Below are 18,445 nucleotides of genomic sequence, written 5' to 3'. Positions count from 1 at the left end.
ATCAATTGTCCTGAAGCAGAATGTCGACCACGGCCGACAGGTCTTCGCAGACCCGGGTGTTCTCGGGCAGGCCGCCCTTGGCCAGCGTCTTCTTGCCGTTGCCGGTGTGCACCAACCACGGCGCGCAGCCCACGGCCGCCGACGCTTGCAGATCGCGCAGCGAATCGCCCACCGCCGGCACGCCGGCCAGGCTGATGTCGTAGCGATGGCCGATCTGTTCGAACAGGCCCGGGCGCGGCTTGCGGCAGGTGCAGTTGTCATCCGGCCCGTGCGGGCACAGGAACACGGCGTCGATCGTGCCGCCCACGGCGGCCAGTTCGCGCCGCATCTTGGTGTGGATGGCGGTCAGCGTGTCCATGTCGAACAGGCCGCGCGCCAGGCCCGACTGGTTGCTGGCCACCACCACTTTCCAGTCGGCCTGCGTCAGCCGCGCAATGGCTTGCAGGCTGCCGGGCAGGGCGATCCATTCGTCGGGATTCTTGACGAACGCATCGCTGTCCTGATTGATGACGCCGTCGCGGTCTAGGATGATCAGTTTCACTGTGCCAGCCTGGAAATGTCGGCCACCTGGTTCATCAGGCCATGCAGCTGGCTCAACAACGCCAGCCGGTTGGCGCGCACGGCCGGGTCTTCGGCCATGACCATGACGTCGGCAAAGAAGGCGTCCACCGGTTCGCGGGCTTGCGCCAGCGTGGACAGGCTGCCGGCAAAGTCGCCGGCGGCCAACTGGGCTTCGGCTTGCGGACGCAGCGTGGCGACCGTGGCGGCCAAGGCCTTTTCAGCCGGTTCCACCAGCGCGGCGTCGTTCACCGAACCGATCTCGCCTTCAGCCTTTTTCAGCAGGTTGCCGATACGCTTGTTGGCGGCGGCCAGGCTGGCGGCTTCGGGCAGTTGCGCGAATGCGGCGGCGGCGCGCACGCGTTCGGCCACCTGATGCAGCGGCGGCGTCAGCACAATCACGGCTTCCACCGCGTTGCGGTCGAAGTCGTTGATGAGCTGGTTGCGATAGCGCTCGTAGATGAAGGTGCGCACTTCGGCCAGCGTGTCGGCCGGAATCTTCCCGGCGGGGAAGGTGCCGGCGGCCAGGGTCAACAGGCCGTCGAGCGACAGCGGGCCGTCCTGGCTGACCTTCAGCCAGCCGCCGGCCGCCAGTTGTTCAAACGCGCTGATCAGGCCCAGCGCCGCGCGGCGCAGGCCGAAGGGGTCGCGCTCGCCCGTGGGCGCCAGGCCGATGGCCCAGATGCCGACCATCGTTTCCACGCGCTCGGCGATGAACAGCGTGGCGGCGGTCAGCGTGTCTTGCGTGACGGGGGCATCGTAGCGGTTGCGGTATTGCGTGCGCAGCGCTTGCACGACGCTGTCCGGCTCACCATCGCCGGCTGCGTAGTAAGCGCCCATGATGCCTTGCAGCTCGGGGAATTCGCCCACCATGTTCGAACCCAGGTCGGCCTTGGCCAGCATGGCGGCGCGGTCGGCGGCGGCAACGTCGCCGCCCAGCTGTTCGGCCACGCCGCGCGCGATGGCGCGCACGCGTTCGACGCGTTCAAGCTGGGTGCCCAGCTTGTTGTGATAAACGATGGAACCCAGCTGCTCCACGCGCGAGGCCAGCGGCGTCTTGCGATCGGTTTCGAAGAAGAACTGCGCGTCGGCCAGGCGCGGGCGGACCACGCGCTGGTTGCCTTCGACGATATTCACCGGGTTGTCCGTGTGCATGTTGCTCACGATCAGGAAGCGGTGCGTCAGGCGGCCGGTGGCCGGGTCGAACAGCGGGAAGTACTTCTGGTTCAGCCGCATGGTCAGGATCAGGCATTCCTGCGGCACTTGCAGGAACTGCTCTTCAAACTGGCCCACGTACACGGTGGGGTGTTCGACCAGCGCCGTCACTTCGTCCAGCAGCGCGGCCACTTCCGGGTCATCGCCCAGCGTGGCCGACAGGCGGCCGGCGTGGTCCAGCAACTGACGCTGGATCTCATCGCGGCGGCCTTCGAAGGACGCCACGACGCGGCCTTTTTCCGCCAGCGTGGCGGCGTAGGAATCGGCATCGGCAAACGAGACCGGGCCGGCGGACATGAAGCGGTGGCCCAGCGTGTCGCGGCCGGCCTGCATGCCCAGCGTGGACACGGGCACCACCTCGGCGCCGAACAGGGCGACCAGGCCATGCGCCGGGCGCACGAACTTGACGGTGGTGACGCCGTCGGCCAGCTGATAGCGCATCACCTTGGGAATCGGCAGGCTGTTCAACGCCGTGTCGATGCCTTCCTGCAAACCGGCAGCCAGCGACGAACCGGTGGCGGTGCCGCGGGCAACCAGGTAGTCCTGCTTGCCGTCGGATTCGCGGTCCAGCGTGGACAGGTCTATGTTTTCCAGGCCCTTGGCGGCCAGCTTCTTTTGCAGTGCGGGCGTGGCCTTGCCGTCTTCGGTCAGGCCGATCTTGGCGGGCATCAGCTTTTCGGCATAGGGCTGGTCGGGCGCCTGCGCCAGCACGGCGGACAGGTGCACGGCCAGCCGGCGCGGCGTGGAATACGCGGTCACGGCGCAGCCGTCGGCCAACAGGCCGTGGCGTTCCAGCGTGGCGCGCACGCCTTCGGCAAAGGCCTGGCCCAGCTTTTGCAGGGCCTTGGGCGGCAGTTCTTCGGTCAGCAGTTCGACCAGCAGGGGGCGGATGTTCGTCGTCATTTATGCTGCCTCCCCGGCGGCCTGGTTGCGGCGCAGCATGGGAAAGCCCAGTCGTTCGCGGGAATCGAAATAAGCCTGCGCGACGGCGCGCGACAGGTTGCGGATGCGGCCGATGTAGGCGGCGCGCTCGGTCACGCTGATCGCGCCGCGCGCGTCCAGCATGTTGAAGGTGTGCGCGGCTTTCAGCGCGGCCTCGTAGGCCGGCAGCGCCAGGGGCACTTCCATCAGGCGCTTGGCCTCGGCTTCGTAGTCGTTGAAGTGCGCAAACAGCATGTCGGCCGACGAGTGCTCGAAGTTGTAGGTCGACTGCTCGACCTCGTTCTGGTGGAACACGTCGCGGTACAGCACGCGGTTGCCGTTGGCGCCTTCGGTCCAGACCAGGTCGTAGACGCTTTGCACGTCTTGCAGGTACATGGCCAGGCGTTCCAGGCCGTAGGTGATTTCACCGGTGGTGGGGGTGCAATCCAGCCCGCCCACCTGCTGGAAGTACGTGAATTGCGTGACTTCCATGCCGTTCAGCCAGACCTCCCAGCCCAGGCCCCAGGCGCCCAGCGTGGGGTTTTCCCAGTCGTCTTCCACAAAGCGGATGTCGTGTTGGGTGGGGTCGATGCCCAGCGCCTTCAGCGAACCGATGTACAGGTCAAGGATGTCGGGCGGCGCGGGCTTGAGCACCACCTGGTACTGGTAATAGTGCTGGAGACGATTGGGGTTTTCGCCGTAGCGGCCATCCTTGGGGCGGCGCGAGGGCTGTACGTAGGCGGCGCGCCACGGCTCCGGGCCGATCGCGCGCAGGAACGTGGCCGTGTGCGAGGTACCGGCGCCGACTTCCATGTCGTAGGGTTGCAGCAGGGCGCAACCCTGCTTGTCCCAGTATTCCTGGAGCGTAAGGATGATTTGCTGAAAGGTGAGCATAGGATTCTTGGAATTCGACCGCCGGGCAAGGCCTGCCGTGGGCGTGGGAAACCGGGCATTTTAACTGGCCCGGGGCCGTCCCGTTTGGCGGGCGCCGCCGCGCGGTTACATCTATGTCCTGGTGGCATCCCCCGGGCGGGCCAGGTGTGCCCCTGGCGGACGCTTGGGGGCGGCCTCGCTGCGCCTGCAAACCAATGGTCGTATGATTCCGGGTTACGTCCCAAGTCTTATATAAAACCCGGAACCCGATTCCGAGAAATCCCGGAAGGAGCAGTCCTATGTCAGACCTGATCACGGTGGAAGTCACCGACGGCATCCAGATCATCACGATCAATCGCCCCGAAGCCAAGAACGCCATCAACCTGGAAACCGCCCAGGCCATGGCCGCCGCGCTGGACCAGCTGGACAGCCGCGACGACATCCGCATCGGCATCCTGACGGGTGGCGGCGGCACGTTCTCGTCGGGCATGGACTTGAAGGCATTCGCCAAATCCGGGCAGCGCCCCTACGTTGAAGGCCGTGGTTTTGCCGGCCTGAACGAACGCCCGCCCAAGAAGCCGCTGATCGCCGCCGTGGAAGGCTACGCGCTGGCCGGTGGCTGCGAAATGGCCTTGGCTTCCGACCTGATCGTGGCCGCCAACAACGCCAAATTCGGCCTGCCGGAAGTCAAGCGCGGCCTGGTGGCAGGCGCCGGCGGCATGCTGCGCCTGCCGCGCCGCCTGCCGTACCACATCGCCATGGAAGTGATCTTGACGGGCGAAATGCTGACGGCTGAACGCGCTTACTCGTTCGGCCTGGTCAACCGCCTGACCGAGCCGGGCGGCGCATTGGCCGGCGCGCTGGAACTGGCGCGCGCCATTGTTGAAAACGGCCCGCTGGCCGTGCAGACCGCCAAGAGCATCGTGTCGCAGGCCGTTGATTGGGAACAGGACGGCATGTTCGACCGCCAACGCCCGTTGATCGCCCATATCTTTTCGTCGGCCGACGCCAAGGAAGGCGCGACCGCTTTCGCTGAAAAGCGCAAGCCGGTCTGGCAAGGCAAGTAAGGAGTATCTCCGGCCGCCTTTCAAGGCGGCCGGGCAACAATAACGATCTGTGCTCCCATGTGGTTAGCTTCACCCGCCAGCCGCGTTTTCAATATCCAGTTTTCCATCTAGACCCGCAAATCGCCATGTCCGTCATCATTAAAGAAGAAGACTTCATCCAGTCGATAGCCGATGGCATCCAGTTCATCAGCTACTACCATCCCGTCGACTACATCCGCCATCTGGCGCGCGCGTACGAGCGCGAGGAAAGCCCCGCCGCGCGTGACGCGATGGCGCAGATCCTGACCAATTCCCGCATGTGCGCCGAAGGCAAGCGTCCGCTGTGCCAGGACACCGGCATCGTCAACGTCTTCCTGAAGATCGGCATGAGCGTGCGCTTTGACACCAAGCGCACCTTGCAGGAACTGTGCGACGAAGGCGTGCGCCGTGGCTACCTGAATCCGGACAATCCGCTGCGCGCCTCCGTGCTGGACGACCCGCTGTTCGCCCGCAAGAACACGCGCGACAACACGCCCTGTATCCTGCACGTCGAACTGGTCCAGGGCGACAAGGTCGACGTGCAGATCGCTTCCAAGGGCGGCGGTTCTGAAAACAAATCCAAGTTCGCCATGCTCAATCCCAGCGACTCGCTGGTGGACTGGGTGCTGAAAACCGTCCCGACGATGGGCGCCGGCTGGTGCCCGCCGGGCATGCTGGGCATCGGCGTTGGCGGCACCGCTGAAAAGGCCATGCTGATGGCCAAGCAGTCGTTGATGGAAGACATCGACATGTACGAACTGCTGGCCCGGGGCCCGCAGAACAAGCTGGAAGAACTGCGCATCGAGCTGTACGAAAAGGTCAACGCGCTGGGTATCGGCGCGCAGGGCCTGGGCGGCCTGACGACCGTGCTGGACGTCAAGATCAGCACCTTCCCCACGCACGCCGCGTCCAAGCCGGTTGCCATGATCCCGAACTGCGCCGCCACGCGTCACGCGCACTTTGAGCTGGACGGCACGGGCCCCGCGCGCCTGGACCCGCCGTCGTTGTCCGAATGGCCCGAAGTGCATTGGGCGCCGGACTACAACAAGTCCAAGCAAGTCGACCTGAACACGCTGACCAAGGAAGAAGTGGCCAGCTGGAAGCCGGGTCAGACGCTGCTGCTGTCGGGCAAGATGCTGACCGGCCGCGACGCCGCGCACAAGCGCATCCAGGACATGCTGGCCAAGGGCGAGCCGCTGCCGGTGGACTTCACCAACCGCGTGATCTATTACGTGGGCCCGGTGGATCCGGTGGGCGATGAAGTGGTCGGCCCCGCCGGTCCCACCACCGCCACGCGCATGGACAAGTTCACTGACATGATGCTTGAGAAGACGGGCCTGATCTCGATGATCGGCAAGTCCGAACGTGGCCCGGTCGCCATCGAAGCCATCAAGAAGCACGGCTCGGCCTACCTGATGGCCGTGGGCGGTGCGGCCTACCTGGTGTCCAAGGCCATTCGCGGCGCCAAGGTGCTGGGCTTTGCCGACCTGGGCATGGAAGCCATCTACGAATTCGACGTGAAGGACATGCCGGTGACCGTGGCGGTGGACGCCAAGGGCACGTCGGTCCACACGACGGGTCCGAAGGAATGGCAGGCCAAGATCGGGAAGATCCCGGTTGCGGTGGCGTAATCCACGCAGCGTTGCGCGCTGACATAAAAACGGCCGCTGAGAAATCAGCGGCCGTTTTTTTGACGCGGTTTGGCATGGCCCCTAGGCGTCGCGCGTGCCCTTCGTGAACGCCGCTATCGCGTCCGGCGATTTGCCCAGCACCTCGCGCAGCACTTCCTCCGTGTGTTCGCCCAGCAGCGGTGGGGCACGCCGATACACCACCGGCGACCCCGAAAAGCGCAATGGGCTGGCCGTCACCGGCGCCACGCCGCCCAAGGGATGCGGCATGTCTCGACGCAACTGCCGGGCTTGCGCCTGCGGGTGCGCAAAGGCCTGCGCAATATTATTGATTGGGCCGCATGGCACGCCCACCGCTTCCAGTTTGGCAATCCAGTCGTCGCGGCGGCCTTCCTGCATGATCGCCGTCAGGATGCCGATCAGTGTTTCGCGGTTCGTCACGCGCAACCGGTTCGTGGCAAAGCGCGGGTCGTCGCCCAATTCCGGCACGCCGATGGCGCGGCAGTACGCGCGGTACTGCGATTCATTGCCCGTGGCCACGATCAGGTGGCCGTCGCTGGCGGCGAACACCTGATACGGCACCACGTTCTGGTGGGCGTTGCCCGCGCGGGTGGGGGCCACGCCCGAGTTGAAGTAGTTGGAATTCTGGTTTGCCAACAATGCCACGTGGCTGTCCAACAGGGCGATGTCCAGATGCTGCCCCAAGCCGCTGCGATGCCGTTCCTGCAAGGCCGCCAGAATCGCTACGGTGGCGTACATGCCGGTGACGATGTCTGTCACCGCCACGCCCGCCTTCTGCGGGCCGCCGCCGGGCAAGTCGTCGCGTTCGCCGGTGATGCTCATCAGCCCGCCCATGCCCTGGATCATGAAGTCGTAGCCGGGGCGCTGTGCAAAGGGTCCGTCCTGCCCAAAGCCCGTGACCGAGCAGTAGATCAGGCGCGGGTTGACGGCCTTCAGGCTGTCGTAGTCCAGCCCGTATTTGGCCAGGCCGCCCACCTTGAAGTTCTCGACCAGGATGTCGCTGACAGCGGCCAGCTCGCGGATCAGCGCCGCGCCTTCGGGCGTGGCCATGTCCGCTTCCACCGAACGCTTGTTGCGGTTGGCGCTGAGGTAATAGGCGGACTCGCTGGTGTCCTGGCCGTCGCCATCCTTCAGGTACGGCGGCCCCCAGGCGCGCGTGTCGTCGCCCACGCGCGGGCGTTCGATCTTGATGACGTCGGCGCCCAGGTCGGCCAGGTTCTGCGTGCACCAGGGGCCGGCCAGGATGCGCGACAGGTCCAGCACGCGGATGCCGTCCAGCGCGGGCGCGCGCGTCATGATTGCACCGTCGCGGTACCGTGGCTCATCACCACGACGTTGCGTTCGCGCGAGCGCGCCAGGAACTGGATCTGCCCGTCCGGCAGCCGCCAGATGTCGCATTGCAGCGTTTCACCGGGATACACCGGCGCCGAGAAGCGCGTGTTCAGACTGGTCAGCCGCGAGGCGTCGTAGTCGCAGCAGCTTTTCACGATCGCGTGCGCCACCACGCCATACGAGCACAGCCCATGCAGGATGGGGCGCGGATACCCGGCCTGGCGCGCGACCTCGGGGTCGACATGCAGCGGATTGGGGTCGGCGTTCAAGCGATACAACAGTGCGGCATTGGGGGCGATGCGCATTTCGCAGCGCAGGGTCGGGTCGCCGTCCGGCGCGGCGGGCAGGGGCTCCGGGCTGGCATCGCCCTGGCCAAAGCCGCCGTCGCCCCGGCAGAAGGTGCTTTGCCGCAAGGTGGCCAGGCAGGCGCCGTCCTCGCCGTGCAGCGTGCGTTCGGTGATGACGATGGCGCCTTTGTCCGCGCCCTTGTCGATCACATGCGTGTTGCGGCTGCGGCTGGTGACCTGGCCCGCCGGCGGCAGCGGCGCGTGCACGGTCAGGCGTTGTTCGCCGTGCACCACCTTGACCCAGTCGATGCTGCTGCGCGCATCGCGCACCCAGAAGCCCGGGTACGCCAGCACGACGCCCATCGTGGGAAATGCTTGCAGGTCTTCTTCGTACACGTAGCGCAGCTGCCGGGTGTCCTCGGGGTCCTGGCCCAAGCCGATGCCCAGCGCGTACAGCATGGTGTCTTTGTGGTCGTAGCGCTGACGGACCTCGTCAAAGCGCCAGTTCTTTACGGTCGCGTAATCCAGCGGCATGGCGGTCTCAGATGGGGTCCCAGTCGATCACGTCGGGCGAACGCTCCAACGCGTAGAAGTGCTTGCGCATGGCAGGCACGGCGATGTCGGCGATGCGTTCGGGCGTCCAGCCTTCGCTGTGATGCACCGTGCGCAGCGGGCGCGGCTGGCTGATCAACATGATTTCGTTGGCGCGCACCGCGAAGATCTGCGCGGTGATTTCGCTCGCCGCGTCGCTGGCCAGAAACACGGCCATCGGCGCGACCTTGCCCGCTTCCATCTTCTTCAATTTTTCGACGCGCGCTTTCTCTTCGTCGGTTTCCGCCGGAATGGAACTGGTCATGCGGCTCCAGGCAAAGGGCGCAATGCAGTTCGAACGCACGTTGTAGCGCGCCATGTCCAGCGCGATGGATTTGGACAGCGCCACGATGCCCAGCTTCGCGGCCGCGTAGTTGGCCTGGCCGAAGTTGCCGATCAGGCCCGAGGTGGATGTCATGTGCACGAACGCGCCCGATTCCTGCTCGCGGAAATACGGCGCGGCCGCGCGGCTCATGAAGAACGAACCGTTCAGGTGCACGTCGATTACCTGGCGCCATTCCTCTTCGCTCATCTTGTGGAAAACCCGGTCGCGCAGATTGCCCGCGTTGTTGACGACGGCGTCAATGCGTCCGAACGCGTCGATGGCCGTCTGAACGACGCGGCTGGCGCTGTCGTACGCCGCCACGCTGTCGGTGTTGGCCACCGCCTGTCCGCCTGCCGCCGTGATTTCGCGCACGACTGCTTGTGCGGGGCCTTCGCCGCCGCCTTCGCCGGTCAGCGACACGCCGATGTCGTTCACCACTACCTTGGCGCCCGCCTCGGCCATCGCCAGCGCAATGCTGCGCCCGATGCCTCCGCCCGCGCCGGTGACGACCACTACCTTTCCGGAAACGATGCCGCTCATTGCCCTGACTCCTTTGCTGCGGCGCACGCGCCGTCGATGGAAAACAGTTCCGCATCAACCGGTCTGGTTCATGGGAATGCCCCATGGTAGATTCGTGGCGGCATTCGAAGAATTCAAAATTAGAAATGCCCCCCTTCTGCGTGGTGGAACATGAGACATGATCTGACGGACCTGCGTTTGTTCTTGAACGTGGGCGAAACCCTCAACCTGACCCGGGCCGCGGAACGCACGTTCCTGTCCTTGCCAGCGGCAAGTGCCCGGGTCAAGCACATGGAAGAAGCCTTCAAGGCGCGCCTGTTGGTGCGGCTGGCCACGGGCGTGGCGCTGACGCCGGCGGGCGAGGTGCTGCTCAAGCACGCCAATGCCGTCTTTCGACAGCTGGAATGCCTGAACGCCGATCTGCAACCCTATGCCAGCGGCCTGAAAGGGCGCTTGCGCCTGCTGGCCAACACCACGGCCACCAATTCGTTCCTGGCCGATGCCTTGTCCACGTTCCTGGCGGAAAACCCTGACGTGGACGTCGAGCTTGAAGAGAAAATTTCTGGCGACATTGTCATCGCCATCCGCGCGGGCGCGGGTGACCTGGGGCTGGTGGCCGGCAATATCGACGTGGAAGGCCTGGATGTCACGCCCTTGTTTCGCGACGAGCTCACCGTGGTGACGTCGCTGGACCATCCGCTGGCCGCCTCCCAGTCCGCGCACTTCGCGGACCTGGTCGACGCCTACCAGTTCGTGGGCATCCACCCCGACAGCGCCATCCAGACCTTTCTGGAAGACATTGCCAGCGGCCTGGGCAAGCGCCTGTGCCAGCGCGTGCACGTGGGCAGCTTCGAAGCAGTGTGCCGCATGGTGGAGGCGGGCGCGGGCATTGCCGTGGTGCCACGCGCCTGCGCCGCGCGCTACAGCCGCCCCGATGCGCTGCACGTGCTGAAGCTGGAAGACGCCTGGGCGCTGCGCGACCGCTTGCTGTGCCGCCAGCGCGGCCGCGACCTGCCCAGCTTTGCCGAGTGCTTCATCGAACACGTGCAACGCGCGGCGCGCGGCCAGTCGGCGTAAGCCGGCCCTCGTGCGTATGTCGTAGGCGCGACGGGACTTAGGGAAATTCCTGTCCGATGACCGAACATTGAAGCGGGTACGAAAGAGGGGCTTTTGAAAATGTGTAGCGGCGAATCCGGGCTCTCGGAAAATAATAAAAAAGCGTGAGGCGACCCACGCGAAGAAAAAGAGCGGCGGGCGGCAGCATCCAACGCCTGATCGCGAACAACACCGAGACCCAGGAGACCGCAGTGATTGATCCTCAACGCCGCCGCGTCATCGCGGGGCTGGGCGCCGCGTGCGCCTCGGCCGTGCTGCCCACTTTGTTTTCATCGCCGGCACGCGCCGCCACCTGGCCCGGCCATGCCGTGACCTTCATCGTGCCGTTTCCGGCGGGCGGGCCGGTGGATACCACCGCGCGCTTCACCACGCAGCCGCTGGGGCAGATGTGGTCGGTGCCCACCGTGGTGGACAACAAGTCGGGGGCGGGCGGCATCGTCGGCGCGCAGTTCGCGGCCAAGGCCGAGCCCGACGGCTACAACTTCTTTTTCGCATCCATCCATCACGCGGTGCTGCCCAGCCTGCGCAACAACCTGACGTACGACATCACCACCGATTTCGTGCCGGTCGGGATGGCCGCGGTGTTTCCCATCGTGCTGGTGGTGACCGCATCGCTACCGGTGAACTCCGTCAGCGAATTGATCGCCTACGCCAAGAAGAACCCGGGCAAGCTGTCGTTCGGGTCGTCCGGCACGGGCGGCGGCACGCACCTGGCGGGAGAATTGTTCAATGCCATGGCCGGCATCCGCATCCAGCACGTGCCCTATCGCGGCAGCGCGCCGGCCATGCAGGATTTGCTGGGCGGGCAGGTGCAGGTGATGTTCGCCGATGGCCCGTCCGCCGTGCCGCACCTGAAGGGCGGCAAGGTCCGCGCGCTGGGCGTGGGCAACCCCACGCGTTCCAGCATGCTGCCCGACGTGCCCACCATCGCCGAGTCGGGCCTGCCCGGCTACGAGGCCTATTCCTGGAGCGGCGTGATGGCGCCCAAGGGCACGCCGCCCGACATCGTCAAGCGCATCAATGCCGACATGGTCAAGGTGCTGTCCGACCCGGCCACGGCCAAGAGCTTGATCGCGGCGGGCGCCGAGCCCAAGCCCGGCACGCCCGAGCAGTTCGGCGCCTTCGTGCGCGACGAGATCGTGAAATGGCGCGACCTGATCAAGACGGCGAATATCAAGCTGGAATAAGGCAGATGAGATATAGCAGATGAGATAGAGCAGATGAAATAAGGCAGACCGCATCGGGCAGATTGATGAATCCGGATAGGGGCTTCGGATTGCGCTGCCGCATTTCAGATTTGTTCTATATCTGTTTGGCGTGGGGTCGGCTAGGCTCCCGGCAGGAAATCCTTACGGACTCTGCCATGCCCAGCCAGTCGACGTTCCGTTTCACCTTTGAGCCTGTCAAGGCAAGTGCGATCGGCGTTGCCTTCGACGTTGTCGAGTTCACGCTGGACGAAGCGCTGTCGGAAACGTATCGCTTGACGCTGTGGCTATCCAGCACGGCATCCGCCATGGATATCGGCGCCATGCTGGACGAAGCGGCCTTGTTCACCATCTGGCATGGTGCGCAAGCCGCGCGCCACGTACACGGCATCGTCACTGAATTTGAACAAGCCGCTACCGGCTTTCGCCGTACCCGCTATCGGGCAGTGGTCGAACCGTCATTGGCGCGCGCCGCCCTATGTTCCGATTGGCGCATCTATCAGCACCTGTCCGTGCCCGAGATCATGGCCGACGTGATCAAACGCCAGGGCATCACCGACTACGAACAGATCAGCACCCACGAACACCTGCCGCGCGAGTATTGCGTGCAGGCAGGCGACACGGACCTGGCTTTCCTGGACAGGCTTGCCGCCGAGGAAGGCTATTTCTATTACTACGCGCATTCCGACGGCGGGCATCGTCTGATACACGGCGACCGCATCACCCTCAACGACGACATCCCGGGTGACCCGGTCATCTACCACCCCGCCCGCGGCGGCGACCCGCCCGCGCCCGGCTTGCAGCGCTTTAGCTATACCGAGCGCGTACGTACCGCCATCCAGACACAACGCGACTACACCTATACGCACCCCCGGTACGAGCAGGAACACAGCGCTGTCGCCGAGGATCAGGCGCATCACGACACCCGCTACGAGCGTTACGACTATCCCGGGCGCTACAAGCGCGATGAGGCGGGCAAGCCCTTCACCCGGACCCGCCTGCTGGGGCGGCGTAACGACGCTTGCAGCGCGTCTGTCGAAGGCGACGACCCGCGCCTTGTTCCCGGCCTGGCCTTTTTGTTGCAGGGCCACGCGCGCAACGAGTGGAACCGCAAGTGGCGCCCGGTACGCATGCGTCACCATGGGGTTCAGCATGTCAGCCAGGAGCAAGACGGCGCGCACGCCCAGTCAGGCACGCACTACGGCTACACGGCTGAACTTGTGCCCGATAAAACAGACTGGAAGCCGTCGCCCCGCGGCAGACCGTGCATCGATGGCCCGCAAACGGCCACCGTTGTCGGCCCGCCCAACGAAGAAATCTTCTGCGACGAGTTTGGCAGGATAAAAGTGCAATTTCCCTGGGACCGCCTCGGCCGCAACAACGAACACAGCTCGTGCTGGATACGCGTGGCGCAGGATTGGGCGGGCGCGCAGTGGGGGCATATGGCGGTCCCGCGTATCGGTCAAGAGGTCGTCGTGAATTTCTTGAACGGTGATTGCGACCAGCCAATTGCCATGGGGCGGCTATTCCGCGCAACCAACCTGCCGCCCTACGCGCTGCCCCGGCACAACACGATTGCAACCATCAAATCCAAAGAGCACAAAGGGCACAGCGCGAACGAACTGCGGCTGGACGACACCTTGGCGCAGATCAGCGCGGCGCTGATGAGCGACCATGCCGCCTCCGAACTGCATCTGGGTTATTTAACGCAGCCCAGGCCCGACGGCGGGGCGCCCCGTGGTGAAGGGTTTGAGCTGCGCACGGACGGACAGGGCGCGGTGCGCGCCGCAAAGGGGATATTGCTGACGACAGACGGACAGGCACACGCCAAGGGCGGGCAGCTATCCCGTAGCGAACTGGTGCAGGGCTTGGAAAGCGCGCTGGAATTGGCCCGTAACCTGGGCGAACACGCCGCCCGCCACGAGGCGCTGACGCTTGACCCCACGCGCCAACAGCAGCTGACGGACAACGTGCGGGACCTTGGTCATGGCGCCAACGACGAAGCCGGGGGCAGCAACGGCGGCCAACCCGTTATTGGGTTGAGCAGCCCGGCGGGCATTGCCGTGGGGACGCCGGCGTCAATCACCCTGGCGGCGGGCGGCAACGCGGATACCGTCGCGCAGAAGAACCTGCACCTGACGGCGGGGCAATCCGTCGTTATGAATGCGGGGCAGGGAATCAGCCTCTTCACACAAAGCGGGGATATGCGGCACATCGCCCACCAAGGCCAGATGCTGTTGCAGGCGCAACATGGCAGCGTGCGCGTGCAGGCCGAAAAAAGCGTTGAAATTTCCTCGGCCGACGCGCATGTCCTGGCGGTCGCCGACAAGCACATCACGCTGTTGTGCGGCGGGGCCTACATCAAGATGCAGGATGGCGCGATTGAGTTCGGCTGCCCCGGCGCGTTCACGGTCAAGGCGGCCAGCCACCAGATGTTGGGGGCGGCCAGCTTGGCAGCGGAACTCCCCCGGTTTGACCTTGGCCAGACCCAACGAAAATTCATCGTGACCCTGCCGGATGGTGTGCGCCCGGTGGCCCACCGCCGCTACACGATCACATTGAACAATGGCGAAACCGTGCAAGGCGTCACCGACGCGCAAGGCGCGACGCAGTTGGTGGAAAGCGACGCAATGCACATCGCGACGCTGACTGTGCACGACGCCGATTGACGCGGCCAGGGGGTGGGCCGTGATGCGATTGGCCGGGCTGCCAGCGGGCCAATTCACTTCGACCAAGGAGGTTCCATGGCAACACATTCCGTCCCATTGACGGGCCAGCCCGAGGCGCTGCTGTTGCCCGGCGCGCGCCCTGCGATCGTGCGGGTACAACAGGCAAAGCCCTGCGTGGTGATTCTGATTCACGGAGTGAATGATCTGGCCGGCGTGTATGACGACCTGGAAACCGGCATCTGCGTGGGCTTGAATGAGCGCCTGGATCATTTGAAGGCCGCGGACGGCAGTAGAAGCTGCGCCGCGCTGAATCCCGCCAGTTACCGATTGCCCGCCCAGGATCAGGGCGCGGCGCCCAATCCTGACGCCGTCTACTATCGCCGCCGAGCATCCGCCGGCAAGTTCGGCGGCGCGTCGCGCAGTGTCGTTATCCCGTTCTATTGGGGCTTTCGCGAAGAAGAGCAATACATCGACAAGAAGACCGAGCACGGAGAATGGCTGGACCGCTACCACAACAGGCTCGACAAAGACGGCATCAAGCAGGGCGGGATGTTCGCGAACGCCACGACCTCCATCCCGGATATGTGGGGTGAGGGCTTCTCCGGCAAGCTGATGGGCCTGCTGCCGATCAACCCCTTGTTTGGGTCGCCCGACCACCCACTGGTCATGGCGCCCAGCCGCAAGTACATGCTGCTGGCGGCCAAGCGCCTGGCCATGCTGGTGAATATGATTCGCGCCTATCGCCATCCTGGCGGCAAGACCACCGGCGAAAACGACACAATCAACGTGGTCGGGCACAGCCAGGGCACGCTGATCACCCTGCTGGCCAACGCCTTGCTCAAGGACGAAGGCAAGCGCCCCGTGGATGCGGTCATCATGATGAACCCGCCATACAGCCTGCTGGAGTCTCGCTTCGAGCGCATGGAGATGTCCGAGGCGCAGCAGACCACCAAGGCGCGCGTGACAACGCTTGCGAATATCGTCGGCTTCATCGGCGCAAATCCCAACCCGGTGCCCACCTTCGCTCAGATGGCCGACCCCTCAAGCCCGTCCTGCATCGGTGGATTGCGTTGGAATGGCTTGCAATGCCAGACCACGCTGGAAGGCAAAGACGTTGCCTTTTCCGAGCGTGACAATCGCGGCCGCGTGTTCCTCTATTTCTGTCCCGAGGACAAAACCGTCGGCATGCGCAATGTGCAGGGTATCGGCTGGCAAGGCATTGCCGACACCTTGACTTACCAGGCCATGCCTGCGCACAAGCCAAGGACGATGGTGGATTTCGTGCCCACGATGGTGGGCAACATGGCGAAGCAGTGGGTGGGTGATATTTACGGCCCCGGATTGTCCGCACTGGGTGGCCATTTTCATCAACGCGTATTCACCATGCGAGCGCGTGACGGCGAGAGCCAACCCATTGGTTTGCCGCCAACGCAGGACTACGTTTTGCGCCGGCAGCATGAAAGCACCTGGGAGGGTTCGGGCATGGGCCTGCCGCAGCGATGGGCGGCCAACGCCGACTTCGCGCCTGGCCAGTCGGTGCCCATCAACGCGCCAGCCCTGCCGCAGCCGTTTCTGGCGGACTTCAGGTCGGGCGGGGTGGTAATGGCCGAGCAGGCATCGGCGGGTATTGCACCGGTACACGCGCCGGATGATCCGATTGATGCATCGATTGCCATTACGAACAAGGGAATACGTGTGGCGGGTACCCGCGTAGTGACCTTACCGGAAGGCGCCGGACCGGTCCCGCAAACCTATAGCTCCCGCAGTGCAAGCATGGCGTATGCGCCATTGCTTGAGGCCGAACTCACGGGCTTGAACGACCCGCTGCGCAACCCGTACACCGCACCGGAAAACAACGAATGGGCAGCGGACTGGCACCGGATCACCGGGGTCGACCACGTGGGCGGGCGTCGCTTTAACGTGACATATCAGGAAAGCCCGAACGAGGCGCGTCGGCGAAGAATGGACGCGGGGGCGGACGAGCAAAGCCCGATCTCCTTTCATTCATCAATCCCCGCGAATTCGATGCATAGCCAACGCGCGATGGCGTACGACCTGGCGATAGGGCAGGCACGCAGTATTGATGATGAGCCGTTCTATGCGTATTTGTGTCGGGTGGCGGATTGGAGAATGGCTTGGGTGGAGTTCGATGTGGAACCAAACGCTAGCAAAGAGAACGACGCGGCACTGCCGGACGAGGCAACCTTGGATTACTACAGAAACGAAAGCTCCGAGAATCTCGAACTCATCAATGCTACCGACCTCTATCGAAGTCGGCGAGTTGCGGTCTATGACGAAGATGGGAAGTTGTTGACTAGGGGAGGAGGCAGCTTGCCTGCCTCGATCCATCAAATGAAGTTACCCACCTTGGTGTCTACGCAGACCCGAAAGGACAGAGATGCTGGCCGCGATCTCACGGCTGGGGACGGGGAGCCGGGATGAAGTTCATATCTTGCACTATGGCCTTTTTGTTGGCTGCTACGTTTCAGCAAGAGGTACGCGCCGACACCGAAAGTTCAAGGGAGTCCTCCGAGTGGAAGGGCGTGGCTTGCGAATTGCCCCCAGCGCCTGATGCGTGGATTCCCGTTGACCCCATTCCGCAAGCCCCCGGAGTTGTGATGCCTATTTTCGCTGCGCCCTCCTCGTCCCCACGCCTGGAGACGTTGGACATCATCCGCGTTGGCTTGAGCTTGGACGTCTATCGACAAGGTCAGGTGTGGGCACAACTGCTACAACAGAACTCTTCACAATCCGACGCATTGCAGGTCGGGACCGCGTTGCAGATGGACCCTGCGTTCTATCCAACCATAGCGGAAGATAAGGACATGGCCTGGGCGCAGCGTAAGGCCAACGCATTGGAGTTGGCGCTGCGCGGCTTTCCTGAACGTTGGGCCATTCCCACCTTGACGGTTGTGCGCGATTACGACCCGACGGTGCCCCGACTGCGCTTTTCTCCAGAAAGAGCGTCTATTTCCCTCAACGGGATGGCCGACCGAACGATGGGGCCTGCGGGATTGCATTGGCATCGAAGTAAGCCGCTCAGACCCGGCGTTATTTGCAACAGTACGCCGGAAGAGTTCGTGGAGTATCTGTTCAGTGTCTTCGAAAAGAACCCCGATATGCCCGCGCTGCTGGTTTATGCCGTCGACGGCTTCGGCATGTTCTATGCAATGGGCAGTCGCAATGACAAGCGCAAGGGTGTGGCGACTGGTCCCCGCCAACCCGGCGAGCTGACAGACGCCGTCACCGCCATCGTCTTTGCCCGCCCCGAGCGCCTGGACTGGTTGCGCGGCTTTGCTAAATACACCAAACCGCACAAGAACGACATTGACCCCGCCTTCACCGGCTGGCGCCGCAACCCGCCATATTCCTTTCAACCCAGCCCCTGGTTCCCTCAACCCATCACCGAACGCGGCTTCCAGCAATGGGACCGCCTGACGCCGTTGGCGCGGCTGCACCGTCCGGTCGAAGTGTCGCTGCAATCCGACAGCATCCCCCTGAAAGGCGAGGCCCGCCATGCGGCAATCGCAAACGCCTGGACGCAGGCCGTGGCGCCTCTGGCCCACGCGCCCTCCCGCATGTTCTACGACGCAGGCTTGCACCGTTCCGCCCTGGCCGATCTGCTCCCCGCTTTGCAGATGGCCGACAGCTCGCTCGACCTGCTGGCTTCGGACCAAAGCTACGACCTGACGCAACGCCTGGGCGACACTGGCGCGGCGTCTCCCTTTGTGGGAATTGCGCTAGCCACCATGGCCAGCTATCTGAACGCCGACACCAGCGCCATCGTCCCGCTGCGCCGTGACGACCGGGTAACGGTGATCACCATCAGTTCGCCGACGCCGGGCCAGAAGCCGGCCAACGATCCCTTTGGCGTGAAGCTGCGCCCGCAAACCCGTACCTTGAGCGAAGCGCCGTCACCGGAGTTTCGGCAACGGTTTGCGGAACTGACGCAAGAAAGCGCGCGTAACGCCCCACTACCCGCTCGGTATGTGGACCCGGAGAAAATTGCGGCCGAGAAGCGCCTGCTGAATCAGTTCATCGCTGGCGGGCCGAGTATGGATTTGTTGGGGGAGTCGGAGAAGTGATGCCGCCGCTACACG

The 18,445-nt window shown here is 64.3% G+C and carries 13 protein-coding genes; 7 read left to right on the top strand and 6 right to left on the bottom strand.

What is annotated here, in order from left to right; all coding sequences use genetic code 11:
- Position 1: 1 nt before the first annotated feature.
- The 3 genes from gmhB to glyQ are packed head-to-tail and all read right to left on the bottom strand — an operon-like array spanning position 2 to position 3,588.
- Entirely contained in the window at positions 2–541 is a 540-nt protein-coding gene (gene gmhB / locus YH64_RS22080; RefSeq protein ID WP_046806491.1) for a D-glycero-beta-D-manno-heptose 1,7-bisphosphate 7-phosphatase, read from the bottom strand.
- Entirely contained in the window at positions 538–2,676 is a 2,139-nt protein-coding gene (gene glyS, locus YH64_RS22075; RefSeq protein ID WP_046806490.1) for a glycine--tRNA ligase subunit beta, read from the bottom strand. Before glyS ends, gmhB begins: the two co-directional genes overlap by 4 nt.
- Positions 2,677–3,588 (bottom strand): glycine--tRNA ligase subunit alpha, encoded by a 912-nt coding sequence (gene glyQ / locus YH64_RS22070; protein WP_046806489.1) that lies wholly within the window; start codon positions 3,586–3,588, stop codon positions 2,677–2,679.
- Between the two features lie 278 nt (positions 3,589–3,866).
- Between glyQ and YH64_RS22065 the strand changes: the two genes are divergently transcribed.
- Both YH64_RS22065 and YH64_RS22060 read left to right on the top strand, forming a co-directional pair.
- Positions 3,867–4,634, top strand: coding sequence for a crotonase/enoyl-CoA hydratase family protein (locus YH64_RS22065; protein ID WP_046806488.1), 768 nt, complete (start codon positions 3,867–3,869; stop codon positions 4,632–4,634).
- 125 nt (positions 4,635–4,759) lie between these two features.
- Positions 4,760–6,283, top strand: a complete 1,524-nt coding sequence (locus tag YH64_RS22060; RefSeq protein WP_006217560.1) for a fumarate hydratase — start codon at positions 4,760–4,762, stop codon at positions 6,281–6,283.
- A gap of 81 nt (positions 6,284–6,364) precedes the next feature.
- On the opposite strand, the gene YH64_RS22055 is transcribed toward YH64_RS22060, so the two are convergent.
- Genes YH64_RS22055 through YH64_RS22045 form a run of 3 tightly spaced genes read right to left on the bottom strand, consistent with a single transcriptional unit; the run spans position 6,365 to position 9,376 of the window.
- Positions 6,365–7,597, bottom strand: coding sequence for a CaiB/BaiF CoA-transferase family protein (locus tag YH64_RS22055; protein ID WP_046806487.1), 1,233 nt, complete (start codon positions 7,595–7,597; stop codon positions 6,365–6,367).
- The gene (locus YH64_RS22050) at positions 7,594–8,454 is read right to left on the bottom strand and encodes a MaoC/PaaZ C-terminal domain-containing protein (RefSeq protein ID WP_046806486.1); all 861 of its coding nucleotides are present in this window, start codon (positions 8,452–8,454) and stop codon (positions 7,594–7,596) included. The genes YH64_RS22055 and YH64_RS22050 overlap by 4 nt, the downstream gene beginning before the upstream one ends.
- 7 nt (positions 8,455–8,461) lie before the next feature.
- Positions 8,462–9,376 (bottom strand): SDR family NAD(P)-dependent oxidoreductase, encoded by a 915-nt coding sequence (locus YH64_RS22045; protein ID WP_046806485.1) that lies wholly within the window; start codon positions 9,374–9,376, stop codon positions 8,462–8,464.
- 150 nt (positions 9,377–9,526) lie between these two features.
- Between YH64_RS22045 and YH64_RS22040 the strand changes: the two genes are divergently transcribed.
- The 5 genes from YH64_RS22040 to YH64_RS22020 all read left to right on the top strand — a co-directional run bounded on the left by YH64_RS22040 (position 9,527) and on the right by YH64_RS22020 (position 18,430).
- On the top strand, positions 9,527–10,432 hold the full coding sequence (locus tag YH64_RS22040; protein WP_046806484.1) for a LysR family transcriptional regulator: 906 nt from the start codon (positions 9,527–9,529) through the stop codon (positions 10,430–10,432).
- A 230-nt stretch (positions 10,433–10,662) separates the two neighbouring features.
- On the top strand, positions 10,663–11,658 hold the full coding sequence (locus tag YH64_RS22035; protein WP_046806483.1) for a tripartite tricarboxylate transporter substrate binding protein: 996 nt from the start codon (positions 10,663–10,665) through the stop codon (positions 11,656–11,658).
- Between the two features lie 176 nt (positions 11,659–11,834).
- Positions 11,835–14,345 (top strand): type VI secretion system Vgr family protein, encoded by a 2,511-nt coding sequence (locus tag YH64_RS22030; protein ID WP_046806482.1) that lies wholly within the window; start codon positions 11,835–11,837, stop codon positions 14,343–14,345.
- A 75-nt stretch (positions 14,346–14,420) separates the two neighbouring features.
- The gene (locus tag YH64_RS22025; RefSeq protein ID WP_082134592.1) at positions 14,421–16,787 is read left to right on the top strand and encodes a DUF3274 domain-containing protein; all 2,367 of its coding nucleotides are present in this window, start codon (positions 14,421–14,423) and stop codon (positions 16,785–16,787) included.
- 221 nt (positions 16,788–17,008) lie between these two features.
- Positions 17,009–18,430, top strand: coding sequence for a DUF2875 family protein (locus YH64_RS22020; RefSeq protein ID WP_221935916.1), 1,422 nt, complete (start codon positions 17,009–17,011; stop codon positions 18,428–18,430).
- Positions 18,431–18,445: the final 15 nt, after the last annotated feature.

This window comes from Achromobacter sp. LC458 (assembly GCF_001005835.2).
Lineage (GTDB): Bacteria > Pseudomonadota > Gammaproteobacteria > Burkholderiales > Burkholderiaceae_B > Achromobacter > Achromobacter spanius_B.
The sequence above is the reverse complement of the archived record's forward strand: the minus strand, read 5'-3'. Positions and strand labels throughout refer to the sequence as shown.